This window comes from Paraburkholderia elongata, from assembly GCF_013177735.1.
Taxonomy (GTDB): domain Bacteria; phylum Pseudomonadota; class Gammaproteobacteria; order Burkholderiales; family Burkholderiaceae; genus Paraburkholderia; species Paraburkholderia elongata.
On record NZ_WOEZ01000107.1, the window covers coordinates 1 to 22,889 of the forward strand.

Below are 22,889 nucleotides of genomic sequence, written 5' to 3' on the forward strand. Positions count from 1 at the left end.
CTCATACCAATCGCGGATTTGCAGCGTCAGTTGCTCAGGCTACCCGGCGGGCCGGATGCGCATTTCGCCCGCCCGACTGGCAACGAAATTCACGCCAAATTGTCTCCTCGACCTGCGGAATGTAAGACCTGAAGTCACGACCAGCTGGCGAAACGTGCCGTGGCATCTGGTGAAAAATAAGCGCGACTACCCGGGAATATTCGAGCGCATTCAAATCACACAAGCGCAGTGGATCGAGCTACTGGATATCCGGAAGGGGCGGAGACACATACTGAATGGTCTGCGGGCAAACCCAACCACTGCCCCGATTCATGCTCACGAACAGCGGGTTGATGGCCGGCGTCACGCTCGAGGGTACGAAGATCACGAAGCTGAAGTCACTGTAGCGCCCAAAACAGACGAAGCGGCGAGTCCGCGTGTCGCAGACGATGCCGACCATGATGGTCCCACACCGTTCGTCCATGGTGGTGCCGCCCAGATCGTCAGCCGCCCTCGGCGTCACATCAAAACCGGTGGCAGCCGTTACTCAGGCGCGTACTTGAACTCTGGCAATGCCTTCAGGGACTCCCTGGTCGCGTCCGGCAGCCGCATCTGCTTGTCGACGACCTGAAGGCTGCCAAACGGTATAGCGACGAGATGGGTTCCCATCCCGAGAAACCCGCCTACCGAGAGAATGACGTAGGGAACCCGATCGGTTGGGCTGACGATCAGATCGTCAATTGTTCCGACGTTGTCCTTGTTGCGGTTATAGACGGGCGATCCGTTGATCCTGGAGGCCCGGTACCCCGTCGCCAGCTGGACGACATCAACGCGCTTCGCCGTGATGGATTGTGGCATTCCCTGAGCCCACAGCGTTCCCGTGATCAGGGCCGTTCCGAGCACAGCCACCGATACCAGCGTGATAACCCGTTTCATCGTGCACCCCCACGGTTCGAAAGCATACGTTGAGAAAGGCGTCACGCGAACACTTTGCCCCAGTCCGTGACACCTCAAAACCTGTCGGCGCGATCAGCCTACGGCTGCTTCTTCAGTTGCTCCTTTGCATCGCCGTACGCGGCCCGTGTCTTGCCAACGACCTGTTCGACCTTACCCTTCACCTGGGTCGTTTCGCTTCCCGTGACTTTGCCGACAGCTTCCTTGACTTTTCCCTTTGCTTCCTCGACGCGGCCTTTCACCTGATCCTTGTTCATGACATTGCTCCTTGAAAATGCGGACGATCGAGCTTACTGACGCTTGCCACCCGCTCGTTTTCCGAGGGCACGGTGCGGCAACGACTGCCCGTGAACGGATCATCCAAACTGGAATTTTGCGCTCTTATATTCTGCCCAGAAGCAGCAACAGGAGAACGACGACCAGCAGCACACCCAGCACCCCGCTTGGCATATAGCCCCACGAACGGCTGTGCGGCCAGGTCGGCATCACTCCCATCAACAGGAACGCCAGTACGACTATCAATAGTATGCTCAACATGAAACGACTCCTTTCCGACTCCGTGTTACGACGAGCCCTTCGCCGCTCTCTCACCACGTGCCCGGAATCTTCAGGCCTTTCGCGAGGTATCTTCGCAAAAAAAAAGTGATGATGACCGGCTTCCGCACAACCCGGAAAAGACCCACCCTGTAGTGTGAGGCTGGCATTGATTTGCCACGCAGTCGGTACGGTGGTGGACATCGGGATTTCTTTTTTTACGCCTGGAGTTCGCGACTGCCGCATGCAGGATGCGCCCGCGCGGGGGGCATTGCCAGGCTGTCAGTCCGGCTGCACTTTGACAGGCCCGGAGATCGCTCGGCGCGATCCAGATGACGCTCTGCAATACACCAGCCAAAGCGCGGTATTCCGTTCAGCAGCGGTCCAGTCGCGAACAAAAACTTCTCACTTTCACGCCAGGGTTCAATTGCGTGCCCGCCCTGGTAAAGCGCGCCAGCCGTATTCGCCGAACCTGCCGCCGTTGCCGACACCTTTTTCCGGCGACCCGCTCACCGGCCTGCTTCCGGGAACAGGCCACATGATCGATTCGGGGCAGCGCCTCAGCGGTTGCGGCAGGGCTTGGACTGCAGGTCATCGGCCGCCACCGTACAGACATCTTCCGACGGACATGAGACGCTGGCGCAGGATAGAACCGGATGCCCTCCATCATGACCAAGGTCGCTCTCAACACGCTAACCGTGCTCACTGCAATAGGCGCGGGGCTCATTCCAGTGATGTGCTGCGCCTACGCGCTCGATGCGCAACTCGACTGCAAATCGAACGCGCATGCGTTCATCACCCCGCTATTGAACGCTCAATATATCGATCCGAATCCGATGCGTGTCGAAGTGAACTCGGTCAACGCATTTCGACCGACGCACGACAGCAACCTGACGGCTTTCGGGTTCCGTGTCTACGCCGTTCTCGGGTATGAGCGCGACGACACAATATTCAAACAAGGAAGTGGCCAGCCCATTACGCCGTCAGCATATGGCGCTGTAGTCCTTGGCCCCGCCGAGGCAGTAGAAGCCCGCGCACGCGAGGCTGGCAGCGACGCTGTCGTTCGGCAAGTCGTCCCCCTCCTGCTCACGGCCATCTTCTGCAGCGAGCACTGACGCACTACCCGCGCGTCGTCATGTGTTGACTGGCATCGCAGGCCTTCGGTTGCGCTTCGTGAAGGACGTGGGCAGCTTTGGTGGTGCAAGGAAACAGGGTTGGCACCGCAACGTCGCAAAACACGTGCGGGGCCCATTGTAAGAGCCGCCAGTGCCAGGCGGCTAGTGACCACAATGGCCGACGACACGCCGGACAGGATCGGGCCGCGACGGTCCGTTAGCTCGGCGAAAGCCGGCGGCCGCAATGTGAACGGAACGTGCACCGAATGGCTATCCAGGGATGAACATCGCCACGGCCGCCGCGCCCATAATCGCTGTCGCAATCCAGCCAAGAATAATAAGCGGCCGACTCGCCGTGAAAGCGCCCATTACCGATTTCTTCGAGACCAGGATGATTATTACAACCATCAGCGGTACGGCGACGAGTCCGTTAATTACCGCGCTCCAGAACAAGGCTTTCATCGGACTGATTGGCGAATACTGGATACCGAGTCCGGCGAGCACGCTGACGGCGATGATGCCGTAGAACCCTCGCGCATCGCCCACCCTGCGTTCGAGCCCCTCCTTCCAACCCATCACCTCGGAAAGGGCGTATGCGCCGGAACCTGCCAGCACTGGAACACCGATCAGACCCACGCCGAGAATGCCAAGGGCGAACAGCATGTATGCAAAGTTACCCGCGAGCGGCCGCAGCGCACTGGCTGCCTCCGCCGCCGTGTTGATGTCGGTGATTCCAGCCACATGGAGTGTGACGGCGGTCGCAAGAATGATGAAGTAGGCGGCAACGTCGGAGTAGAGCATGCCGCTCCAGGTATCCCACCGGATGCGCCGAAGTTCCGTGCCTGCAGCACGTGCGTCACGCACAAGCGGCGCACTGCCGTGGTTCGCCTGCATGTCCTCGACCTCTTCGGACGCCTGCCAGAAAAATAGGTATGGGCTGATGGTCGTGCCGAAGACACCGACCACCACGGCGGCAGCGCTGGCATTTGGTGTGAAGCTGGGCCAGACCGTGCGCAGTGCGACCTGCCCCCACGGAACATGAACCGTAAAGAGAACTGCCGCGTAAGCAAGCAGGGAGAGGGTCAGCCACTTCAGGAAGAAGACGTACCGATGGTAGGGAACGAATATCTGCAGCAGAAGCGTCGCGAACACGAAGAACGCCGTCATGAGGTGACGATTGACACCTGAGACAAGCTCCGCCACTTCGCCCATGGCTGCTACGTCGGCAGCGATGTTGAGCGTATTGGCGATGAGCAGTAGCAGCACTACGCTCCTTACAACGATCGGCGGGAATGCGGTTTTTATGTTGGCTGCAAGTCCTTTCCCCGTGACCCTGCCGAGGTTCGCGCACATCGATTGAACGGCAACCATTAAAGGGTAAGCCAGCGGCATCGTCCAAAGCATGTTCAGGCCGAATTGAGCGCCCGCCTGGGAATATGTGGCGATCCCGCTAGGGTCGTCGTCGGCGACGCCGGTGATGAGCCCTGGCCCGACCTGCGATAGCGGGTGCTCCTTCAGACGCCGCAAAAGAACCCAAAAAGTGCTCGTGTGCTGCGGTCCCTGCTGTCCATTAACGTCCATTCATTCACCTCGCTAGTGGGAAACCAGCACGGGTATCTTCGACGACAGGAGAATGGATTGCGTGACGCCGCCGAAAATGAATTCCATCCACATGGGGCGAGAGTAGCCGCCCATCACCAACCAATCGTATGGCCCTTTCTCAATGTGTTCACGCAGTGAAGCATGCTCTTCTGCGGTCCTGATCCGGAGCACGCCTGGTCCGACCGCGATGGCATGTCTGGCAAGGTGCGCGAGGAGGCTCTCCGCGTCGTCCTCGCGGCTATCCGCAGACGGGGAAATGATCGTGATGATTTGAACCGACTGCGACAGCCGCAGTAGCGGAATGGCGTCGTGGATTGCCCTCACGGATTCACGGCTACCGTCCCAGGCAACAGCGACGCTGGCCAGTGAGTTCGACCGTATGGCGGCAGGCACGACCAGGACCGGGCGACCACATCGCACAGCGACCGGGTGGGCGATCGGCAAGGGATGGGTTTCGGGTGAGCCTTGCCATTCGTATTGGCCAAGGACGACAAGGTCCGCGTAGCGGGCCCTGTCGCTGACGCCCTCAGCTACGTCGCCTTTCGCCTCGAGCCAGCATGCGTCAGCCAGGCGCTCCATCGCTTCTTCCCTGAAGACCGTCGTTGCTGTCCGTGCGTCCAGGGCCAGCCTGGAGGAGAGATGTGCGGCCACTTCTGCCACGCGAGTCGGTTTGTACAAGGGTGGAACCTCCACCGGCGGGGTCACATGTATTCCGCTAAGGCGCGCACCCGTGCTCATTGCCAGGTCGACGGCGAATCGCACCCTGCGCCGCCCCGACTCGCTCCCGTCTACATGCACCAGCAAATCGCGTAGCATGTCCAGCCTCCCGATTGCTTCCTTGCATAGCTCCTCTCCTGCTGGTCGACCGGCTATCCGCCTGCGACGGTGAGGGCGGACGTGTCAACGCTCTTCACGCCTTTCACTTTCTCAGCGATGTTTTTCACGTGATCGACGGCGTCCTGGTTTGACAGAGCCCCCTTCAGAACCACCACGCCGTGAATCGTCTCCACGCTCACATCGAAACCCTTGCTGACGCTGTCCGCAAGGATCCCTGACTTCACCTTGGTGGTAATCCAGCTATCAGATGCGACCCGCTCTGTCTTTGTGACGGCCTCGTGCGTCCGGGCCGATGCCTTGCTGCTCGCGGGTGTTTTCAGGTTGTTGTCGACACTTTTGACGCCATCGACTGACTTTGTCGCCGCCTCAGCCACGGTCTTCGCGTTTGAGTTGCTTGCCGAGCCGTCAAGCGTGACCACGCCGTTGGTGGTAGTCACGCTGATGTCAGATTTTTTGAGGGTGTCATTACCCATAAGTTTAGCCTTCACCCTGGTCGTGATGACGGTATCGGTGAGCGTCGCGCTTACGCTGTCGCTGTGGGGCTGCGGGATGGTGTCATCCCCCGAGGCTGCGCCAGCCGTGCCGATGCTAACCCCGGTAACCAGACCGACCGCAATCAACATGTTGAGAACTGCGGTTCTGCAAAAATAGGTACTGCTCATGATTCTTCTCCGATTTGCCTTCTGTACGTCGAAAAGTTCCTCGCCACTCCGAAACCGGCGCGCGACGCCACCCTGAACGGTCACCATCTTCCATTCCCACCGTGGTGTCACCCCACCGGGGAGATATCCACGGATGATCTGACTCCGTCCAGGCGCGCCGGGCTATTTACCGATCTGGTTGCCGACCACGCCACCTACGACCGCGCCGCCAACTGTGCCTACCGCGCTACCGCCTGTAAGCACCGCTCCCCCGACGGCGCCTATCCCGGCACCAGCAGCCGTGTCGACACCTCGCTGGGACATGCCGGAGCAACCCAAGCCTCCAATCGCGACAATGAGCGTTAGCGTACCTATTGAAAATAAGCGAGTGCTGTTCATTTTGATACCACCTATATACGTAAATGACGCGATCCGACGCGTATGCCACCAAGGGCCACCGATACAGGTTTCACTCGCCCGCCAGTAGACACTTTCTTGTTACACGAATTGCCGGTTCCCGTCGGTCCGGCAGCGTACATGTGCGGCCGGCGACATCTGCTTAAGCGCGGCAACTACATTGCCCAGACAAACGTCTGGCGCGCGTGAGCGGCATTTGAAATATTCATCGTACGATGTTCCGCTTGCCCCTTATAGCTAACGCTGACCGTGTAATGTCCACTGGGGAGAGAAACCAGCATGAATGGGCCATCCGAACTCGTCTCCAGAACGGTGTTCCCTTTGCCATCCGTGATCGTGACGGGGACATCCGAGAGATATTGATTCTGGTTGCTCGTCTTGCCGACGAACGTCAACACCATGGGGTAGTTGTGCATGACGTCTTTGATCGCTCGTGCCTGGTCGCTCCCGATTCCCCCCGATAGATATGTTACGTCCCCGGCATGCTGTATCGCCGGAAGGTCCGTCTCCGCCGCAATAGCGAGATTCACGCCGAAAGCCACACCTAGAATCACTACCCATTGCAAGACGTTGCGCTTTTTCATGTCAGACTCCAATGAACACATCCATCCCGCGGCGCATCGGCCTGCTCATGCCTCGGGTAGTGTGATCATCGCGACATCAGATTGAATGCGCACATTGCGCTGTGCTTCAACTTTTAACGAGTATGGTGTTCACCATTGCCGGCATTGCCTTGATGCATCGCATCCGCAGAGCCCAAATCAGCTCTCCTTGAATGTTTCGCCGTAATGGCAGCAGCGGCCATTGCAAACGATCGAAGATTGCCGTTCTCTGTGCGGCGTGTCATGGGAAGTCCACGACACTCACGCACACGGTACGCGCAACACGAACAGTAGTCGGTACGGTGCCGTACTGGTTCCGGATCGGCATGGTCGACCTGCACCGACGCAGCCCAAATTGGCAAATACACAGGTGTCTACATCAATAAGTAACGGCGGGTCTTTGGCAAACTGCCTGACACGCCGTGATATGGATTGATTGATCCCGCCGTTCAGGCAGCTGTGCAAACCAGTAACATATCCGTCGAAACAGCTTCCGCAGTATGTCTTTGTGAGGTTTGCACAAGCGATTCTCAAAAGAGGGAGTCGAGTAGACGCTACCGTACAGACGAAAGCATTTCGTCCGGATCAAGATGATCTCAATAACAGGAGGCCACCATGTACATGCAACTTTCACCCGAGGCCATCCAGACTCTCAAATCGCTTGACCGAATTCCAGATCCACAGGCGCAGACACCGTGCCCCGTGGCGGTGGAGCTATTGACGCTCGGGCTTGCATACGAGTCGCACAGCTATGGCGCCATCAATATGACCGCTGCGGGCCGGCTCTGGCTGAACCAGCATGCGGTGTAGCCCGCCATTGCACGCCGATCCAATTGCGCTGCCTGCAGTGAATATGCTCAGCCGCCTGGCGAACCTGTTCCGGGTTCAGCCAATGGCGTAGTTGCTGTCGAGGCCTCCGAGTCGGTGAAGGCTCACGCGCGTCATGCCGGCAGCGAAGCGATGGTTCATCAGGTTATCCTCCTTGGGCTTGCTGCCATCTTTTGCAACGCGCAATGAGCGAGCCGTTGCTGTCATCCGGCCTTGACTCGCAAGTGCTTCCCATGTGATTTCCCTTGACGCTGACGCTACGCATCCTCGGCTGGGTTGCGACCGGTGTGATGGCGGTCACGGTCGTGGCAACAGGTATCTCGTGGTTTGCGTGAGCAATGTACTCGCGGGCGGACACGATCGGCCGCTATCGCCTGAGTAGCTGTGCGCGCAAGACTTCGATTTCGTCGAGCAGATCGAGCGCGAGCGCAATGCCCGCGGCGTTGATCTCGAGATCGTGCGCGAGGCGTCGGGCTGTTCGTACACGGCGCAACGACGCGCCGTCAAAGCGCGGCTCCTCGTTCTCGCTGACGTGTTTCGGCTCAATGGCGCCCTGTTCGATCCACAAAGCCAACTGATCTTCAGAGGTGCCGGTTGCCCGGCACAACTCGAACAGCGTGAACTCCACCTGCTCCTCGACGATCAGGCATTCGAGCCAGCCAGTGCGCGATTCGTTCATGATGCATCACCTGAAAAATGCGAGCGCGGGTCGAAGTCGCATGCCTCTCGTAGTGTCTCGTAAGCCGCGCGTGCCTGCTCGCTGTCAGCCAGCGGCAGAACGATGTTCAATTGCGCATGGAGATCGCCCGATGTACCGGCCGGACCGCTCGCTGGGATTCCCTTGCCTTTCAAGCGCAAGCGTCGGCCCCCGCTGGAATCTTTGGGTATGGCTATTTCGACGGCGCCGTCGGGCGTCGGCACGGTAATGCGCGCGCCAAGTGCCGCTTCCCAAGGGGCGACCGGCACGACGATCGTCACATCACGGCCGTCGACGCTGAAAAGTCCGTGCTGGCGCAACGCGATTTCCAGGTACAGGTCTCCAGCGCGCCCCTCTCCGAAACCCGTCCCCCCTTGGCCGGCAAGTCGCAAATGCTGCCCACCGTGCACGCCCTTCGGAATGGAGACATCAAGCGTCCGCGACTTCAGCGCGACACGGCCGCTTGCATCGAGTACTGGCGTCTCAAGCGAAATCGTGCGCTGTGCCCCGCGATAAGTATCCTCCAGATCGATCACCACTTTGGCATGGTGGTCCTGGCCTCCCGCCGAGTGCGGCACACCGCCATAGGCATCCTCCATGTCTTGTGCAGTTGCGCGGCCATGACCGGCGCCGGCAGCGTGCCGCGCGCGTCTTGTCGAGGCGCGGTCACCATTGGCATGTTCACCGCGAAAGAGTGCCTCGAAGAATTCGCTGAAGCGAGCATCCTCGGCTCCGCGGTCGTCCCCGCCACTGAATTCGAAGCCTTCGTCCCACTGCGGCGGCGGCTCGAAGTCCTGACCATTGCGCCACTGGTCGCCCATCCGGTCGTAGGCCGCACGCTTTTCCGTGTCTTTGAGCACGCCGTACGCCTCGCCGACCTCCTTGAAGTGCGGCTCCGCGTCGTCGAGTTTGCTCAGGTCCGGGTGATATTTGCGAGCGAGCTTGCGATACGTACGCCTGATATCGTCCTGCGTCGCGCTGCGCGGCAATCCCAGCACTTCGTAATAGTCCTTGTATTTCATATCGAAGACCTATGAGAGAGGCCGCGCGCACCTATTTCAGCGGTATCACGGCGGGACGAACAAGCGGCGCGTCATGAACGGTCGCCCAGTCGCTTCGGCGCACGTGGTGGATGATCAACGGAATGCCCGCGAACACGACGATGCCGAGGACAACCAGCCCCGTGTAAAGCCAGGGCGAACCGACCGGCAACTGGTCCGGCGGGAAGAACGACACGACGAAACTGAACAGCACCCCAGCAAAGCCAATGCCGGCCGTCAACCACATACCGCCTGAACCACCGGGCACCGTGAAGGGGCGTGGCAGAGCAGGCGCGGAATAGCGCAACTGGATCGCCGCCGCATACATCAACATGCAGGCGATCAGGTAAAGCGCGATCGACAGATCCATCAGGCGCCGAACTTCGTCGTTGGCGTAAGTGGTGCAAAACGTCGTGACGTTCTGCCGTGAGTTGCCGTCCATGAATAATTCGTCGCGCATCAGATCGAATACGGCGCGGCGGTCGGACGATGTCTCCGGAATCCGGTACTTCGGGAGCGAAGACCCGGAGATTGTCGCGGCGTATTCGTCAGCGACGGCATCGGGCGTGGCTGGCGGGGACTTGAGAAAGGTCATGACGTGACACTCCGGACTTGAAATGAGCGCGGCAGATGCGTGAACGAACACCTGAGCGAATGGAATGACGATGTTGGGCAGACGGGAGAGCTTCCATATTCACGGTGCGCGCAGGACCGATCGAAGTCGGTACGGTGCCGTACCGCACTGCGGCATCCCAGACGATCTGTTCATTGCATTACGTTGCTATTGAGCGCAAGGTAGTGCTATTCACTGTGCTGTTTCCGATCGTCTGTTACGCCGTCGATATCCGGGCCGAGCCCAGCGGAATAAACCGTTCGGCAAGGACATCGTCGACGGCAAGGTTCAGGCTGCGGCGCTCTGAGCGCACGCATTTCAATCCCGCGACGGCGCTCGCCGTCCGAACGAACTCTTCGAGGCCGACATGTATAAACGCATTCTGGTAGCGATCGACGGCAGCGAGACGTCTGAACATGCGTTCGATACCGCTTTACAACTCGCCAGCGAGAGCGGCGCGCAATTGCAACCGCTTTATGTCGTCGACAACCCGCTGATGGCGTACGACGCCTCCGGCTACGATCCGACGATCCTGCGTGACGCGTTCGTGGAAGAAGGCCAGCGCTTGCTGGCGGACGCACTGGCACGGATGAAACACGAAAACGTGGCCGGCACGCCGCGGATGGTGGACGTCGCGCCGATAGGCGAGGATATTTCAGAGCGCATCCGCATCACGGCCAACGAATTCAATGCGGACCTGCTGGTGCTCGGCACGCACGGCCGGCGTGGCTTCAAGCGTCTGTTTCTCGGCAGCGTCGCCGAGCGCGTGGTGCGCAGTGCCTGCTGTTCAGTGTTGCTGGTGCCGAGCCGGCAGACGCAAACCACGCACGTAGAGTCAGCCAAACCGGGCCACGCCGACGTTGCCGCTGCGATGTATGAGATGCTGCGTTAGAGCGGCAACAGTACCGTCGCGGCAATCGGCTATGCCGCGATGATCACTTTCAGCGAGTGCGTGTCTGCACCATGCTCGAAGGTCTCGTAGGCATCGAGAATCTGATCGAGCCTGAAGCGATGGGTAATCAGAAGCGTGGGGTCAAGCCTGCGGGAGCGCAACGTCTCCAGCAGCATAGGCGTACTCACGGTATCGACCAGCCGCGTGGTGATCGTGATATTCCGGTCCCAAAGGTGTTCCAGATGCAGATCCACCTTCACGCCATGCACGCCGACGTTTGCAATCGTCCCGCCCGGCGCTATGATCGCCTCGCACAATTCGAAAGTGGCAGGTATGCCGACCGCTTCGATGGCGGTATCGATGCCACGCCCGGAGGTGAGTTTCATGATCGCCTTCACCGCATTGCCATCCGCGTTGTTGATCACCGTGGTCGCACCGAAGCGCTTTGCGGTCTCTAGCCGGTTATCGTCCAGATCGACCATGATGATTTCGGCGGGAGAATAGAAGCGGGCCGTCAGCAATGCCGCGAGTCCGATCGGTCCGCTGCCTACAATAGCCACAGTACTACCGGGCTGCACCTTCCCGTTGAGCACACCGCACTCGAAGCCCGTCGGCAGGATATCGCTCAGCATCACGAGCGCCTCTTCGTCGGCATCGTCGGGAATCCGGTAAAGACTGGTATCCGCGTGCGGAATCCGCACGAACTCGGCCTGCGTGCCGTCGATCCTGTTGCCAAGAATCCAGCCGCCGCTGACGCAATGGGAATACATGAGTTTGCGGCAGTACATGCACTTTCCGCACGCGCTGATGCACGAAATCAGGACTCGTTCACCTGGCTTGAACGCCGTGACGCCTGCGCCGACCTGCTCGATTACGCCGGTACCTTCATGGCCGAGCACGCGGCCGGGCTGACAGGTCCCGACGTCGCCCTTGAGAATGTGCAGGTCTGTGCCGCAAATTGTCGTCTTGCTGATCTTGACGATGGCGTCGGTGGACGCCTCGATCTCTGGTTTGGGCCGTTCTTCAACGGCCTTCTTGCCAGGTCCAAGATAAACGAGCGCTTTCATTGTCGGTAACTCCGGTTGCATTGGGCACGCTGGGAGATACGGCGCCGTTAGGCAGCGCAAATCGTATTCGAGGTCGTCAGGCCCACCCACGACATACCTTGCTTCAAGCCATCCAGCACTGCCTCCTGCGGCGTGCTGAAGGTTCGGTCGTGCGTGAATTCACGCACGACCACGCCATCCGGCGCGGCAACGCTCGTGCCGATCAGACAGCCGAATTCAGTGCCGCTTGCGCGTGCGCAAGCCGTGACAGTCCAGCCGTCGCCGTCCACTTTTCCTGACAGGTTCATGACGCTTTACCTCGCGCGTATTCAACGCGGTTAGTGTTCGACACCCGCGATTCGCACACCGCCTAACTGATCTCGAAACAATCTGCAGCCGACGTCCCTTTGGACGATCAGAGCGCCACAGCATGCCGGCTAAGTATCCTTGGATCGCCGACCGGCAGAACCACCCGCCCGTGCACTTCGTTGATCACGTCGGCTGCAGACAGATAGAACGCAAGCGCCGCCGTGAGGAGTCCCATATAGCCGCCTGCCATCCGCACCAGACCTGAACCTGCCCACTCTCCTCCAGCCAGCAGGCCGAAGGTGATCCAGAGCGCCAGAAAAATGAACTGCAGCGCGCGAGGCGAGCGAAAGGTGGCCAGCCACATATAGAACGTGAAGACACCCCAGAGGAACAGATACCAGCCGACGAACGCGGGGGGCACCTTGTCATGCAGAAAGAGCACGAATAGCGCAAACGACCACCAGAACGCACCGTAACTCAAAAAGGCCGTCGCGCCGAAGGTATTGCCGCGCGGCAACTCCATCATCCCGGCAATGGTCTGCGCGGTCCCGCCGTAGGCGAGCGCGCAGGCAAGCACGAGGCCCATCGACTCGCCCGAAAACCAGCCGGCGTTGATCATGCTGAGCAGCCACGTCGTCAATGCAAAGCCGGCGAGACCCAGTGGCGCGGGGTTCGCTAGTGTGGTTCGGATCGGTGCGCTGGCCATGGCCTGCTCCTGAAGATAAAAAACGTTCCGGCAATCTCGCGGCCTTCGCGAGCCATCACCCGAGCTGATCGAGAATCGACGGATTTTCCAGCGTGGATATGTCCTGGGTAATTTCCTCGCCGGCTGCGAGCGAACGCAGCAAGCGGCGCATGATCTTGCCCGAGCGTGTTTTCGGCAGATTCTCGCCGAAGCGGATTTCTTTGGGCTTCGCGATCGGCCCGATCTCCTTGCCGACCCAATTACGCAATTCGGTCGCGATTCTGATCGCCACGTCGCCGGTTGGCCGCTCGCCCTTCAACACCACGAAGGCGACGACAACTTCGCCGGTCGTCTCGTCGGCACGGCCGACGACCGCGGCTTCCGCCACCAGCGGGTTCGCCACGAGCGCGGACTCGATCTCCATCGTGCCGAGCCGGTGGCCCGATACGTTGAGCACATCGTCGATACGGCCGGTAATCGTGAAGTAGCCGGTGTTCTTGTCACGCACCGCGCCGTCACCGGCGAGGTACAGCTTGCCGCCGAGCTCTTCAGGGAAGTAACTCTTCTTATAGCGCTCCGGATCGCCCCACACGTTGCGCAGCATCGACGGCCATGGTCGTTTGATGACGAGAATGCCGCCCTGCCCGTTCGGCACGTCCTGCCCGGTTTCGTCGACGACCGCGGCCATGATGCCCGGCAGCGGCAGCGTGCACGAACCCGGCACCAGTGGCGTGGCGCCCGGCATCGGCGCGATCATGTGACCGCCTGTTTCGGTTTGCCACCAGGTGTCGATGACAGGGCAACGGCTATGGCCGACGTGTTCGTAGAACCATGTCCACGCGGCCGGATTGATCGGTTCGCCGACCGTGCCGAGCAGCCGCAACGTCGACAGCTCGAAACGATCTGGATGGACTTTCGGATCGGATTCGGCCAGCTTGATTAGCGAGCGAATTGCGGTCGGCGCCGTGTAGAACACTGTCACCCGGTGTTTGGCGATCATGTCCCAGAAGCGTCCTGCGTTCGGATACGTCGGCACGCCTTCGAACACGACCTGGGTTGCACCAATTGCCGTCGGACCGTACGCGATATAGCTGTGGCCAGTGATCCAGCCGATATCGGCGGTGCACCAGAACACGTCGCTGCGCTTCGCATCGAAAGTCCATTTCATGGTCTGCGCGGCCCACATCAGGAATCCGCCCGTGCTGTGCTGCACACCCTTCGGCACGCCGGTCGAGCCGGACGTATAGAGAATGAAGAGCGGATGCTCCGCGCCCACCCATTCCGGTTCACACGCGTCTGCTTCGGCTTGCGTGAGCTCGTGCATCCACAGGTCGCGTCCTTCGCGCCACGCAACCTTGCCACCCGTGCGCCGATAGACGATGACGCTTTTCACCGCTTCGCAACCACCCATCGCGAGGGCTTCGTCCGCGATGTTCTTCAGCGGCAACGCTTTGCCGCCGCGCATCTGTTCGTCGCAGGTGACCAGCGCGATCGCGCCCACGTTGACGATCCGTTCGTTGAGCGACTTCGACGAGAAGCCGCCGAACACCACAGAATGCGTCGCGCCGATGCGCGCGCACGCCTGCATCGCCACGATGCCTTCAATCGACATCGGCATGTAGATCACCACGCGGTCGCCCTTCTTCACGCCGCGGGTTCGCAATGCATTAGCAAATCGGCTCACGCGTTCGAGCAACTGCCGATAGGTAACACGTGTGACGGTACCGTCGTCGGCTTCGAAGATCACGGCAACATGGTCACCGTCGCCGGCTTCGACGTGGCGGTCGAGGCAGTTGTACGACGCATTGAGCGTGCCGTCTTTGAACCATTCGTAGAACGGCGCGTACGATTCGTCGAGAATCGACGAAAACGGCTGCTTCCAGTCCAACATCTCACGCGCGCGGCGAGCCCAGAATCCTTCGTAATCGCGTTCTGCCTCGGTGACCAGCGCGCGATAGGCATCCATGCCGGAGATCGCGGCGTAAGCCGCTACACTGGCGTGCGGAAGGAAGGCCTGCGGCTCCTCCAGAATCGAATCAGTGGTTGACATTGTGTGTCCCTTGCACGCTTTCGTGCGTGCCTGATAGTGCTTCCCGGTTAGTCACTACGCCGCCGCAACGCGACACGCGAGCGCGAAAAGTTGAACTTGAGCGCGCACATGACTGTCCGGAAATCGAATATTTTGCGCAGCGTGATTACCGCGAGCCTTGCTGCGCCGGGCGCGGCGAAGCAATCCGCATGATCGGATCGATCTCGCGACGTCAGCTCCGGGAGAAATGGGGACGGCGCACAAAGCGGTCAGAGAAGCCTCGTCACGCGAAACTGTTTCGTTCGCTGTGGTTGAGAAACACACGCGGCTTGCGATGACGATGCTCGCGCTGCGGGCGGAAGTCGGTACGGTGGCGTACCGGCGCGAGAAATCTGCCTCTTCTCACAACGTCATCGATTTTGCGACTGCTACTGTCTCCGTCACGAAGGTAACCCGACCTCGGGCTGCAAACAGACTGCAGACAGACATTCTGAGCGATGCCCGTGTCGACATCGTCGCCGTTCTGGCCGCCCCGCTCGCTGCAGCCGCACTGGCGGCCGCCCAACGCGGCCAGACACTCACCGTGCAGATTGCCGACAGGACCGTACGCATTGAAGGCGATCCTGTGCGTCTCGCACAGGCCGTCGACAACCGCCTGCATAACGCAGTGAAATACACGCCGGAGAAGGGTTGCATCATTCAGTCTGCAGCCGCAGCTTGCCTGCCATAGAGTGGCACACTTTCTTTCAACCGAAAGAATTGCCACTGAAGACACATCCAGCCATGGCTGGCAGCCGTTACAGCGCGCCGCGATGTGCCACCGTGCGCGCGCGAACTATAATTTCAAGAGGGTTCAGTCAGACTCGGCGTTCATAGGACGCCGCTGCACGCTGCGCTGCAGGGGCATTCGCGCCAATTCGTCTGACGCGTTCACGTATCCGCCCTTGATACCTGATATTGTTAAGAACAATCCAGCGAAACGCTACGGTTTCTGGACAGGATGTCGGGGAGCGAGACATGGAAAACGAGCAACATTCCAGAGAAAATCACCTGCTTTCGGTTCTGCCCGAAGCAGAGCGGGCGCGCGTGGCGCCGCATCTCGTATCGGTCGAAATGCCACTGGGCCTGGTCGTGTACGAGTCCGGTGACCACCTTGATCACGTCTATTTTCCGACAACGTCCATCGTATCGTTGCTCTATGTGATGGAGGATGGTGCGTCCGCCGAGATCGCAATTGTGGGTAACGAAGGGATCATCGGTATTGCGCTCTTCATGGGCGGTGAAACGACGCCAAACCGGGCAGTCGTGCAAAGCGCAGGCCAGGCGTATCGACTGGATGCGCGCATCCTGAAAGAGGAATTCCATCGTGCCGGCCCGGTTCAGCGGCTATTGCTGCGCTATACCCAGGCATTGATCACCCAGATGGCCCAGACTGCCGTCTGCAACCGGCATCATTCGATCGACCAGCAGTTGTGCCGCTGGCTGCTGCTCAGCATGGACCGCCTGCCGTCAAACGAGCTGAAGATGACCCAGGAGCTGATCGCGAACATGCTTGGCGTGCGGAGATCCGGCGTGACGGAAGCGGCACTGAAACTGCAGGAAGCGGGGCTGATTCGTTACAGTCATGGCCACATCGAAGTGCTGGATCGACCGGGACTCGAAACTCGCGTGTGCGAATGCTATGGCGTGGTAAAGCGGGAGTTCGACCGGCTGTTGCCTGATCTGAAGGCGCTATAAGAAGCGCGTCATTCGTGCACGGCGCGGATCGCTCAATGACTCGCGCCCTGCCCATGGCGTCGAGTGCGACCGGACCGCCGCAGAACAGAATACGGTGCTTTGACGGTGTGTTGCAGAGCGTCATCTGGATCGAGCCGAACGATTTCGCGATCGGCCAGAGCGCAGTCGGAGTGACACCGGCAACGGCCCCCGGGGCCGTACGCAGGCACGCGGTGTTCGCGAACACGGGGCGACAATCGGGATATCTCGATGTACACCACCGTACCGACTGCATGGCAAATCAAGGTCACCCTCACTCTACCGGGCAGATCCGTCCTGAGTAGTGCGGATGTCTGCTTGCAGCAAATTGAACGTTGCGGAGATGCCTCGCGAAAAGCGTGAAGATTCAGCGCACCTGGCGAGAGAGCGGCAACGGGCTGGTCGAAACGCGCAGTCGAAAGGAGAAGCTCCATGTTGGGAACAATATTGATAGTCGTGCTGGTGCTCGTGTTGCTCGGTGCGATACCGACCTGGCCGCACAGCCGTTCGTGGGGCTATATGCCCAGCGGCCTGTTAGGCGTTGTGCTGGTCGTCGTGCTCGTGTTGCTGCTACTGGGCAGGATATAAGCGCAAAATTCCTGTCTGGATGATCACTTCGCGGGCAGCCGTTGCCGGGCCGTCCCTTATGACCGCAACAAGGACAAGATCGGAACCGTGGGGAATGGAGGGTGGCCAGTGGACAACGATCCGTGCGAGAGCGCGGTCCGCTCATCCGAGGCAGGGCGGAGTGGACTGTTCACGGACACAGTCGAAGGCGCAAAGGCCCGTGCCAACCTGAACCCGCTGATCGAAGCGTGCAAGATCAACGGTGTCGAGCCGTATCGCTGTCTCGTCAAGTTGTGCCGCGCATTGCCGCTCACCACGATCGCCGACAACTACGAGGGATTGGTGCCGTGACCGCTCGATCTCGCGTGAAGACCGCTTACAGACCGACGCCCGCACGTGGGCGCCAGGCAGCACTCATTGCGCTCCGGAACCTGAAGATGGCGCGGTCAGCACACGCCTATGTCCGGGGCAATACCGTCAGATTTTACGAATGGCTTGAAAGCCTGGAAAGCCACACGTTACCGGAAGGACCTCCCGTCTGGATTTGCGGCGACTGTCACGTAGGCAATCTGGGGCCCATCGCGAACGCACGGGGGCACGTCGAGATACAGATTCGCGACCTCGACCAAACGGTTGTCGGCAACCCGGTCCATGACCTCATCCGCCTCGGATTGTCGCTGGCTACCGCCGCCCGCGGCTCCGATTTGTCGGGCGTGATTATCGCGACCATGATTGAAATGATGATGGAGGGCTACGAGCGCGCTTTCGACAAGGCGTGTGAGGATGCCGACGGAACCATTGAAAGTCCGGAGTGCGCCCGGGTAATGATGAGACAGGCATGGAAGCGGACGTGGAAAAATCTGGCCAGGGAACGCATCGAGAACACTAAGCCCACGATTCCTTTAGGCAAGACATTCTGGCCCTTGTCCCGGGAAGAAAAACGCGCGGTCAAGCAGCTGTTTGCCGATGAGGTCGTTGCACGCCTGGCCACCTTATTGCGTTCGCGCGACGAAGGCTCGTCGGTCGAAGTGCTTGATGCCGCTTACTGGGTAAAAGGCTGCAGTTCACTTGGCCGCTTGCGCGTTGCGGTACTTCTCGACGTCGGACGTGATTCTTCCCGCGGGAATGACCTTTGTCTGATGGACATCAAGGAGGCCATCCAGGCCGCTGCTCCTCGATACCCGGCGGTCAGGATGCCGCGAGACAACGGCCAACGCATCGTCGAGGGAGCTCGCCACCTGGCGCCATTCCTGGGCGAACGCATGCGCGCGTCACGCTTTCTCGACCGGTCGGTGTTCCTGCGCGAACTGCTTCCTCAAGACCTGAAAGTTGAAATCAACCAACTCGCGCGTGAGGAAGCAATGAAAGTCGCACGATTCCTGGCGCTGGTCGTCGGAAGGGCCCATGCCAGGCAAATGGACGCGTCAACGCGCGAGAGCTGGCGGGTGGAACTGCAGTGCAATCGCTCAAAAACGCTCGATGCACCCTCCTGGCTGTGGGCCAGCATCGTCGAACTTGTGGGCAGGCACGAACGGGGCTATCTCGAGCACTGCCGCAGATATGCAATGGACTCCGCGACAAGATAGGACGGGCCGTGGGAGTGCCTCCGATGCGGCGTCTGGCGATACGTCCTCTGCGTCGAATGCGGGGTAGGCGCCCATTCCCCACAGGTTTGAACCACCCCGGTAGGTCGGATAGCCGTAGTACAGGAGGTACTCGGTTTCATGCTGACGCAACACAGGCTTATGCGTATCGATGTTCGGACTGTCCCGCACCTGTTGTCGCGTAAGATGCACGTGGACGGTGCCTGATTCCCGGTCCATGTCGTTGACCGAATACGGTGAGATCAGTATCTGCCGCTCACGCATCCAGTTTCCCGTGTCGACCACGAGATAGCGCACTCCCCAAGCTTCGCCATCGGATCAGCAGCAACTCTCCTGCCCGCCAGCCCCGCTCAAATTTACTTGACATCTAAACTATCGAAGCCTAAATTACCCTCCATAGCAACATCCACGTGAGGGAGGCAGCATGCGTATCGTCTGTATCGGCGGCGGCCCGGCCGGGTTGTACTTCGGCCTGTTAATGAAGGGACGGAACCCGGCGTATGACGTCACGGTGGTCGAGCGCAATCGCCCCTATGACACCTTCGGCTGGGGCGTCGTCTTCTCCGACCAGACGCTCGGCAACCTGCGCGCCGCCGACGCGCCGAGCGCGGACGCGATCCTCGATGCTTTCAATCACTGGGACGACATCGAGATCAATTTCCGCGGCAGGCAGATTCGCTCGTCAGGCCACGGCTTTTGCGGCATCGGCAGAAAACGTCTGCTGAATATCCTGCAGGCGCGCTGCGAAGAGTTGGGCGTCAAGCTGGTGTTCGAAACCCAAGTCACGGAAGACACAACCTACGAAGCCGACCTGATCGTCGCCTGTGACGGCGCCAACAGCGCAATCCGTCAGAAGCACACGGCCACTTACAAGCCCGCGATCGACATGCGCGACTGCCGCTTCGTCTGGCTCGGCACCAAAAAACTCTTCGACGCCTTCACGTTCGCCTTCGAAGAAACCGAGTTCGGCTGGTTTCAGGCCCATGCTTACCGCTTCGACGATCAGACCTCCACGTTCATTGTGGAAACACCGGAGCGCGTGTGGCGCGCCGCCGGTCTCGACGAAATGAGCAAGGAGGACAGCATCGCGTTCTGCGAGAAACTGTTCGCCAAGTATCTGGACGGCAACGCGTTGCTATCGAACGCTGCGCATTTGCGCGGGTCGTCGCAATGGATTCGCTTCCCGCGCGTCATCAACGAAGAATGGGTGCACTGGCGCGGCAACGCCGATGGCACGCAAACGCCGATCGTGCTGATGGGCGACGCGGCGCACACCGCGCACTTCTCGATCGGCTCGGGCACCAAGCTGGCGCTCGAAGATTCGATCGAACTCGCCAACAGCATCGGCGCGCATCCGGGTGATTTGCCCGCTGCGTTGAAGCACTACACGGACGTCCGTAGCATCGACGTATTGCGCATTCAGAACGCCGCGCGCAATTCGACAGAGTGGTTCGAGCATGTCGATCGCTATACGTCGTTCGAACCGGAGCAGTTCGCCTATTCGCTGCTGACGCGCTCGCAGCGCATTTCGCACGAGAACTTGCGCGAGCGTGACGCAACCTATCTCTCGACCTTCGAAGACTGGCTCGCACACCGCTCAGGCATTGAACGTGCACCTGAAAAACACTCCGTTCCGCCGATGTTCACGCCCTTCACGTTGCGTGGCGTCACGCTAAAGAACCGCGTAGTCGTCTCGCCGATGGCGCAATACTCCGCCGTCGACGGCATTGCCGGTGACTATCACCTGATGCATCTCGGTGCCCGAGCCATGGGCGGGGCCGCGCTGGTCATGACGGAAATGACCTGCGTGTCGCCCGAAGCGCGCATCACGCCCGCTTGTCCCGGCATGTACGCGCCGGAACATCTCACGGCGTGGAAGCGCATTGTCGATCTCGTGCACCGTCAGTCGGACGCGAAGATCGGCATTCAGCTGGGGCACTCCGGCGCGAAAGGCTCGACACGTGTCTCGTGGGAAGGCATCGACCAGCCGCTTGACGAAGGCAATTGGCCGGTCGTGTCCGCTTCGCCACAACAATACTTGAGCGGCGTCAGCCAGGTCTCGCACGAAGCCACCCACGATGAACTGCGTGAAATCGAAGCGCAATTCGTACGCGCCACGCAAATGTCCGCAGAGGCAGGCTTCGATTGGCTCGAATTGCACTGCGCACACGGCTACTTTTTGTCGAGCTTCCTGTCGCCGTTGACCAACCAACGCACGGACGAATACGGCGGCTCGCTGGAAAACCGTCTGCGTTATCCGCTGCAAGTCTTCAAGGCGATCCGCGCAGTCTGGCCGAAAGACAAGCCGATTTCCGTGCGTATTTCCGCGAACGACTGGGTCGAAGGCGGCACCACGCCCGACGACGCGGTGCATATCGCCCGTGCCTTCAAAGCGGCAGGCGCCGACATAATCGACGTCTCATCGGGTCAGGTCAGCAAGCAGGAAAAGCCCGTGTATGGCCGCATGTTCCAGACGCCCTTCGCCGACCGTGTGCGCAACGAAGCCGGCATCGCAACGATCGCCGTTGGTGCGATCTCGGAAGCGGACCACGTGAACAGCATCATCGCAGCGGGCCGTGCCGATCTCTGCGCGATTGCGCGGCCGCATCTGGCAAATCCGGCGTGGACGTTGAATGAAGCCGCAAAAATCGGCTATTTCGACGTGAATTGGCCGAAGCCTTACACGGCGGCCAAGTCGCAACTCGAGCGCAATCTCGAACGTGAACGCGCCCAGGCTGCGGCGAACGCCGGCCTGTCGCCACAACAACGCGCGCAACGCGCAGAAGGAACCACGTGAACACGCTCACCAGAACGCTCGCAGGACAGCACGCTGTCGTCACAGGCGGCGGCAGCGGCATCGGCGCAGCCGTGGCCGAAGCGCTGTTGCGCGCGGGTGCTCGCGTCACCTTGATGGGGCGCAACGCACAACGTCTCGATGCACAGCGGGAAGAATTTAAAGCACTGGGCGAGGTCGCCTGCATCAGCGTCGACGTCACAAGCGAAGACTCAGTCGAGAAAGCATTCGCACAAGCCGGCGCGATCGACATCCTCGTGAACAACGCCGGCCAGGCGCAAGCCGCGCCCTTCACCCACACCGACATGGCGCTCTGGCAGCGCATGCTCGACGTGAACCTCACGGGCGTGTTCCTCGGCACGCGCGCCGTGCTGCCCGGCATGCTCGAACGCGGCCACGGCCGCATCGTCAATGTCGCGAGCACGGCGGGGCAAATCGGCTATTCCTACGTCGCAGCGTACTGCGCGGCTAAACACGGTGTAATCGGCCTGACGCGTTCACTCGCGCTGGAAGTCGCGACGAAAGGCGTCACCGTCAATGCCGTCTGTCCCGGCTACACGGAGACCGAGCTGCTGCACGCATCGCTCGAACAGATCACCCGCAAGACCTCGCGCACCGAACAGCAGGCGCGCGAAACCTTGCTTCGCTCGAATCCGCAACATCGCTTCGTGAGCCCGGAGCAAGTCGCCAACGCAGTACTTTGGCTCTGCCAACCCGGCTCGGACGCGATCACGGGCCAATCCATTTCCATCTCCGGTGGAGAGGTAATGTGACCAAGTCATCGAACATGAAAACGCCCTCGCCGGTCGACGTCAAGCCGCCGCGCAAAGGCGTCGCCAAACCAGCGGAGAACGTCGTGGATCTGGAAATGAGCACCGGCGCCGATAGTCACATGGGCCTGCGCTTGTGGCTGCGCATGCTGACCACGACCAATCTCGTGCAAGCCGAACTGCGCAAGCGCCTGCGTAACGAATTCGACACCACGCTGCCGCGTTTCGACTTGATGGCGCAACTCGAGCGTCATCCGGAAGGTCTGAAAATGACCGAGCTGTCACGCCGTCTGATGGTGACGGGCGGCAACGTGACCGGCATTACGGATCAGCTCGAAAAAGAAGGCCTGGTTTCGCGCGACACCGATCCGAACGACCGCCGTTCGATCAGCGTGTGCCTCACGCCCACAGGCCGCAAGGCGTTCGACAAGATGGCCGTCGCGCATGAGCAATGGGTCGTCGAACTGTTCGGCGGCTTGAGCCTCGACGAAAAATCGCGCACCCATCAGCGTCTCGGCAAACTCAAGAAACATCTGCTCGACAGTCTGAAAGACTGATCCGAACCGAACTGTTGGAGAC

General features: G+C 60.2%; 27 protein-coding genes and 1 pseudogene. 11 read left to right on the top strand and 17 right to left on the bottom strand.

The features are described from left to right. Nucleotides 1-238: 238 nt before the first annotated feature. From GNZ13_RS53505 to GNZ13_RS20310, 4 genes are all read right to left on the bottom strand, one after another. A complete protein-coding gene (locus GNZ13_RS53505) occupies nt 239-463 on the bottom strand; it encodes a hypothetical protein (protein ID WP_172167530.1) in 225 nt (74 codons plus the stop codon). 59 nt (nt 464-522) lie between these two features. Beyond that, complete coding sequence (locus GNZ13_RS20300; RefSeq protein WP_172167532.1) at nt 523-915, bottom strand: PRC-barrel domain-containing protein; 393 nt, start codon at nt 913-915, stop codon at nt 523-525. Nucleotides 916-1,013: 98 nt separating this feature from the next. Beyond that, nucleotides 1,014-1,190 (bottom strand): CsbD family protein, encoded by a 177-nt coding sequence (locus GNZ13_RS20305; protein WP_063496157.1) that lies wholly within the window; start codon nt 1,188-1,190, stop codon nt 1,014-1,016. Nucleotides 1,191-1,314: 124 nt separating this feature from the next. Further along, nucleotides 1,315-1,470: a DUF3309 family protein gene (locus tag GNZ13_RS20310; RefSeq protein ID WP_172167533.1), complete on the bottom strand. Its 156-nt coding sequence runs from the start codon at nt 1,468-1,470 to the stop codon at nt 1,315-1,317. 665 nt (nt 1,471-2,135) lie between these two features. On the opposite strand from GNZ13_RS20310, the gene GNZ13_RS20315 reads away from it, so the two are divergent. Then, the gene (locus GNZ13_RS20315; RefSeq protein ID WP_172167535.1) at nt 2,136-2,582 is read left to right on the top strand and encodes a hypothetical protein; all 447 of its coding nucleotides are present in this window, start codon (nt 2,136-2,138) and stop codon (nt 2,580-2,582) included. A gap of 270 nt (nt 2,583-2,852) precedes the next feature. On the opposite strand, the gene GNZ13_RS20320 is transcribed toward GNZ13_RS20315, so the two are convergent. From GNZ13_RS20320 to GNZ13_RS20340, 5 genes are all read right to left on the bottom strand, one after another. Beyond that, a complete protein-coding gene (locus GNZ13_RS20320; RefSeq protein WP_172167537.1) occupies nt 2,853-4,163 on the bottom strand; it encodes an NRAMP family divalent metal transporter in 1,311 nt (436 codons plus the stop codon). Between the two features lie 12 nt (nt 4,164-4,175). Next, nucleotides 4,176-5,000 (bottom strand): universal stress protein, encoded by an 825-nt coding sequence (locus GNZ13_RS20325; RefSeq protein ID WP_172167539.1) that lies wholly within the window; start codon nt 4,998-5,000, stop codon nt 4,176-4,178. Between the two features lie 53 nt (nt 5,001-5,053). Beyond that, nucleotides 5,054-5,683, bottom strand: coding sequence for a BON domain-containing protein (locus GNZ13_RS20330; protein ID WP_172167541.1), 630 nt, complete (start codon nt 5,681-5,683; stop codon nt 5,054-5,056). A 162-nt stretch (nt 5,684-5,845) separates the two neighbouring features. Further along, the gene (locus GNZ13_RS20335; RefSeq protein WP_082855046.1) at nt 5,846-6,061 is read right to left on the bottom strand and encodes a glycine zipper 2TM domain-containing protein; all 216 of its coding nucleotides are present in this window, start codon (nt 6,059-6,061) and stop codon (nt 5,846-5,848) included. A 173-nt stretch (nt 6,062-6,234) separates the two neighbouring features. Then, nucleotides 6,235-6,663 (bottom strand): carboxypeptidase-like regulatory domain-containing protein, encoded by a 429-nt coding sequence (locus GNZ13_RS20340; RefSeq protein ID WP_236002096.1) that lies wholly within the window; start codon nt 6,661-6,663, stop codon nt 6,235-6,237. A 633-nt stretch (nt 6,664-7,296) separates the two neighbouring features. Between GNZ13_RS20340 and GNZ13_RS20345 the strand changes: the two genes are divergently transcribed. Continuing rightward, on the top strand, nt 7,297-7,491 hold the full coding sequence (locus GNZ13_RS20345) for a hypothetical protein (protein ID WP_172167543.1): 195 nt from the start codon (nt 7,297-7,299) through the stop codon (nt 7,489-7,491). A gap of 385 nt (nt 7,492-7,876) precedes the next feature. On the opposite strand, the gene GNZ13_RS20350 is transcribed toward GNZ13_RS20345, so the two are convergent. From GNZ13_RS20350 to GNZ13_RS52470, 3 genes are read right to left on the bottom strand one after another with little or no spacing between them, the layout of a single operon-like run. Next, complete coding sequence (locus tag GNZ13_RS20350) at nt 7,877-8,188, bottom strand: chaperone modulator CbpM (RefSeq protein WP_172167545.1); 312 nt, start codon at nt 8,186-8,188, stop codon at nt 7,877-7,879. Next, entirely contained in the window at nt 8,185-9,228 is a 1,044-nt protein-coding gene (locus GNZ13_RS20355) for a DnaJ C-terminal domain-containing protein (protein WP_172167547.1), read from the bottom strand. The genes GNZ13_RS20350 and GNZ13_RS20355 overlap by 4 nt, the downstream gene beginning before the upstream one ends. A 31-nt stretch (nt 9,229-9,259) precedes the next feature. Then, nucleotides 9,260-9,841 (bottom strand): amino acid permease, encoded by a 582-nt coding sequence (locus GNZ13_RS52470; protein WP_236002097.1) that lies wholly within the window; start codon nt 9,839-9,841, stop codon nt 9,260-9,262. A 385-nt stretch (nt 9,842-10,226) separates the two neighbouring features. Between GNZ13_RS52470 and GNZ13_RS20365 the strand changes: the two genes are divergently transcribed. Next, nucleotides 10,227-10,751: a universal stress protein gene (locus GNZ13_RS20365; RefSeq protein WP_172167549.1), complete on the top strand. Its 525-nt coding sequence runs from the start codon at nt 10,227-10,229 to the stop codon at nt 10,749-10,751. A gap of 29 nt (nt 10,752-10,780) precedes the next feature. On the opposite strand, the gene GNZ13_RS20370 is transcribed toward GNZ13_RS20365, so the two are convergent. The 4 genes from GNZ13_RS20370 to acs all read right to left on the bottom strand — a co-directional run bounded on the left by GNZ13_RS20370 (nt 10,781) and on the right by acs (nt 14,841). Further along, nucleotides 10,781-11,818 carry a zinc-dependent alcohol dehydrogenase family protein gene (locus GNZ13_RS20370; RefSeq protein ID WP_172167551.1) on the bottom strand — a complete coding sequence of 346 codons (1,038 nt, stop codon included), beginning with the start codon at nt 11,816-11,818 and terminating at the stop codon, nt 10,781-10,783. A gap of 47 nt (nt 11,819-11,865) precedes the next feature. Further along, complete coding sequence (locus tag GNZ13_RS20375) at nt 11,866-12,105, bottom strand: UDP-glucose 4-epimerase (RefSeq protein ID WP_172167553.1); 240 nt, start codon at nt 12,103-12,105, stop codon at nt 11,866-11,868. Nucleotides 12,106-12,212: 107 nt separating this feature from the next. Continuing rightward, on the bottom strand, nt 12,213-12,812 hold the full coding sequence (locus tag GNZ13_RS20380) for an acetate uptake transporter (RefSeq protein WP_172167554.1): 600 nt from the start codon (nt 12,810-12,812) through the stop codon (nt 12,213-12,215). Between the two features lie 55 nt (nt 12,813-12,867). Further along, nucleotides 12,868-14,841, bottom strand: a complete 1,974-nt coding sequence (gene acs, locus GNZ13_RS20385; RefSeq protein WP_172167555.1) for an acetate--CoA ligase — start codon at nt 14,839-14,841, stop codon at nt 12,868-12,870. Between the two features lie 313 nt (nt 14,842-15,154). Between acs and GNZ13_RS20390 the strand changes: the two genes are divergently transcribed. The 5 genes from GNZ13_RS20390 to GNZ13_RS20410 all read left to right on the top strand — a co-directional run bounded on the left by GNZ13_RS20390 (nt 15,155) and on the right by GNZ13_RS20410 (nt 18,728). Next, complete coding sequence (locus tag GNZ13_RS20390) at nt 15,155-15,550, top strand: hypothetical protein (RefSeq protein ID WP_172167557.1); 396 nt, start codon at nt 15,155-15,157, stop codon at nt 15,548-15,550. A 287-nt stretch (nt 15,551-15,837) separates the two neighbouring features. After that, nucleotides 15,838-16,557 carry a Crp/Fnr family transcriptional regulator gene (locus GNZ13_RS20395; protein WP_172167559.1) on the top strand — a complete coding sequence of 240 codons (720 nt, stop codon included), beginning with the start codon at nt 15,838-15,840 and terminating at the stop codon, nt 16,555-16,557. Nucleotides 16,558-17,007: 450 nt separating this feature from the next. Then, a complete protein-coding gene (locus GNZ13_RS20400) occupies nt 17,008-17,163 on the top strand; it encodes a DUF3309 family protein (RefSeq protein ID WP_172167561.1) in 156 nt (51 codons plus the stop codon). Nucleotides 17,164-17,271: 108 nt separating this feature from the next. After that, a complete protein-coding gene (locus tag GNZ13_RS20405) occupies nt 17,272-17,493 on the top strand; it encodes a transposase domain-containing protein (RefSeq protein WP_172167563.1) in 222 nt (73 codons plus the stop codon). 14 nt (nt 17,494-17,507) lie between these two features. Then, on the top strand, nt 17,508-18,728 hold the full coding sequence (locus tag GNZ13_RS20410) for a DUF2252 domain-containing protein (protein WP_328807260.1): 1,221 nt from the start codon (nt 17,508-17,510) through the stop codon (nt 18,726-18,728). Nucleotides 18,729-18,755: 27 nt separating this feature from the next. On the opposite strand, the pseudogene GNZ13_RS52475 reads toward GNZ13_RS20410, so the two are convergent. Beyond that, a pseudogene (locus tag GNZ13_RS52475) lies at nt 18,756-19,061 on the bottom strand (PRC-barrel domain containing protein); the annotation flags it as partial. Nucleotides 19,062-19,170: 109 nt separating this feature from the next. Between GNZ13_RS52475 and GNZ13_RS20415 the strand changes: the two are divergent. The 3 genes from GNZ13_RS20415 to GNZ13_RS20425 are packed head-to-tail and all read left to right on the top strand — an operon-like array spanning nt 19,171 to nt 22,867. Further along, entirely contained in the window at nt 19,171-21,543 is a 2,373-nt protein-coding gene (locus GNZ13_RS20415) for a bifunctional salicylyl-CoA 5-hydroxylase/oxidoreductase (RefSeq protein ID WP_172167564.1), read from the top strand. After that, complete coding sequence (locus GNZ13_RS20420; protein WP_172167566.1) at nt 21,540-22,313, top strand: SDR family NAD(P)-dependent oxidoreductase; 774 nt, start codon at nt 21,540-21,542, stop codon at nt 22,311-22,313. Before GNZ13_RS20415 ends, GNZ13_RS20420 begins: the two co-directional genes overlap by 4 nt. Then, entirely contained in the window at nt 22,310-22,867 is a 558-nt protein-coding gene (locus tag GNZ13_RS20425) for a MarR family winged helix-turn-helix transcriptional regulator (RefSeq protein ID WP_172167568.1), read from the top strand. The genes GNZ13_RS20420 and GNZ13_RS20425 overlap by 4 nt, the downstream gene beginning before the upstream one ends. The last annotated feature ends 22 nt before the right edge of the window (nt 22,868-22,889 follow it).

Excerpts from the sequence above, each read along its gene's own strand:
- GNZ13_RS20365 (WP_172167549.1), top strand. The coding sequence starts at position 10,227 with ATGTATAAACGCATTCTGGTAGCGATCGACGGCAGCGAGACGTCTGAA.
- GNZ13_RS20390 (WP_172167557.1), top strand. The coding sequence starts at position 15,155 with ATGACGATGCTCGCGCTGCGGGCGGAAGTCGGTACGGTGGCGTACCGG.
- GNZ13_RS20395 (WP_172167559.1), top strand. The coding sequence starts at position 15,838 with ATGGAAAACGAGCAACATTCCAGAGAAAATCACCTGCTTTCGGTTCTG.
- GNZ13_RS20380 (WP_172167554.1), bottom strand. The coding sequence starts at position 12,812 with ATGGCCAGCGCACCGATCCGAACCACACTAGCGAACCCCGCGCCACTG.
- GNZ13_RS20415 (WP_172167564.1), top strand. The coding sequence starts at position 19,171 with ATGCGTATCGTCTGTATCGGCGGCGGCCCGGCCGGGTTGTACTTCGGC.
- GNZ13_RS20400 (WP_172167561.1), top strand. The coding sequence starts at position 17,008 with ATGTTGGGAACAATATTGATAGTCGTGCTGGTGCTCGTGTTGCTCGGT.
- GNZ13_RS20345 (WP_172167543.1), top strand. The coding sequence starts at position 7,297 with ATGTACATGCAACTTTCACCCGAGGCCATCCAGACTCTCAAATCGCTT.
- GNZ13_RS20370 (WP_172167551.1), bottom strand. The coding sequence starts at position 11,818 with ATGAAAGCGCTCGTTTATCTTGGACCTGGCAAGAAGGCCGTTGAAGAA.
- GNZ13_RS20330 (WP_172167541.1), bottom strand. The coding sequence starts at position 5,683 with ATGAGCAGTACCTATTTTTGCAGAACCGCAGTTCTCAACATGTTGATT.
- GNZ13_RS20355 (WP_172167547.1), bottom strand. The coding sequence starts at position 9,228 with ATGAAATACAAGGACTATTACGAAGTGCTGGGATTGCCGCGCAGCGCG.
- GNZ13_RS52470 (WP_236002097.1), bottom strand. The coding sequence starts at position 9,841 with ATGACCTTTCTCAAGTCCCCGCCAGCCACGCCCGATGCCGTCGCTGAC.
- GNZ13_RS20310 (WP_172167533.1), bottom strand. The coding sequence starts at position 1,470 with ATGTTGAGCATACTATTGATAGTCGTACTGGCGTTCCTGTTGATGGGA.
- GNZ13_RS20350 (WP_172167545.1), bottom strand. The coding sequence starts at position 8,188 with ATGAACGAATCGCGCACTGGCTGGCTCGAATGCCTGATCGTCGAGGAG.
- GNZ13_RS20300 (WP_172167532.1), bottom strand. The coding sequence starts at position 915 with ATGAAACGGGTTATCACGCTGGTATCGGTGGCTGTGCTCGGAACGGCC.
- GNZ13_RS20325 (WP_172167539.1), bottom strand. The coding sequence starts at position 5,000 with ATGCTACGCGATTTGCTGGTGCATGTAGACGGGAGCGAGTCGGGGCGG.
- GNZ13_RS20315 (WP_172167535.1), top strand. The coding sequence starts at position 2,136 with ATGACCAAGGTCGCTCTCAACACGCTAACCGTGCTCACTGCAATAGGC.
- GNZ13_RS20305 (WP_063496157.1), bottom strand. The coding sequence starts at position 1,190 with ATGAACAAGGATCAGGTGAAAGGCCGCGTCGAGGAAGCAAAGGGAAAA.
- acs (WP_172167555.1), bottom strand. The coding sequence starts at position 14,841 with ATGTCAACCACTGATTCGATTCTGGAGGAGCCGCAGGCCTTCCTTCCG.
- GNZ13_RS53505 (WP_172167530.1), bottom strand. The coding sequence starts at position 463 with ATGGACGAACGGTGTGGGACCATCATGGTCGGCATCGTCTGCGACACG.
- GNZ13_RS20320 (WP_172167537.1), bottom strand. The coding sequence starts at position 4,163 with ATGGACGTTAATGGACAGCAGGGACCGCAGCACACGAGCACTTTTTGG.
- GNZ13_RS20375 (WP_172167553.1), bottom strand. The coding sequence starts at position 12,105 with ATGAACCTGTCAGGAAAAGTGGACGGCGACGGCTGGACTGTCACGGCT.
- GNZ13_RS20335 (WP_082855046.1), bottom strand. The coding sequence starts at position 6,061 with ATGAACAGCACTCGCTTATTTTCAATAGGTACGCTAACGCTCATTGTC.
- GNZ13_RS20340 (WP_236002096.1), bottom strand. The coding sequence starts at position 6,663 with ATGAAAAAGCGCAACGTCTTGCAATGGGTAGTGATTCTAGGTGTGGCT.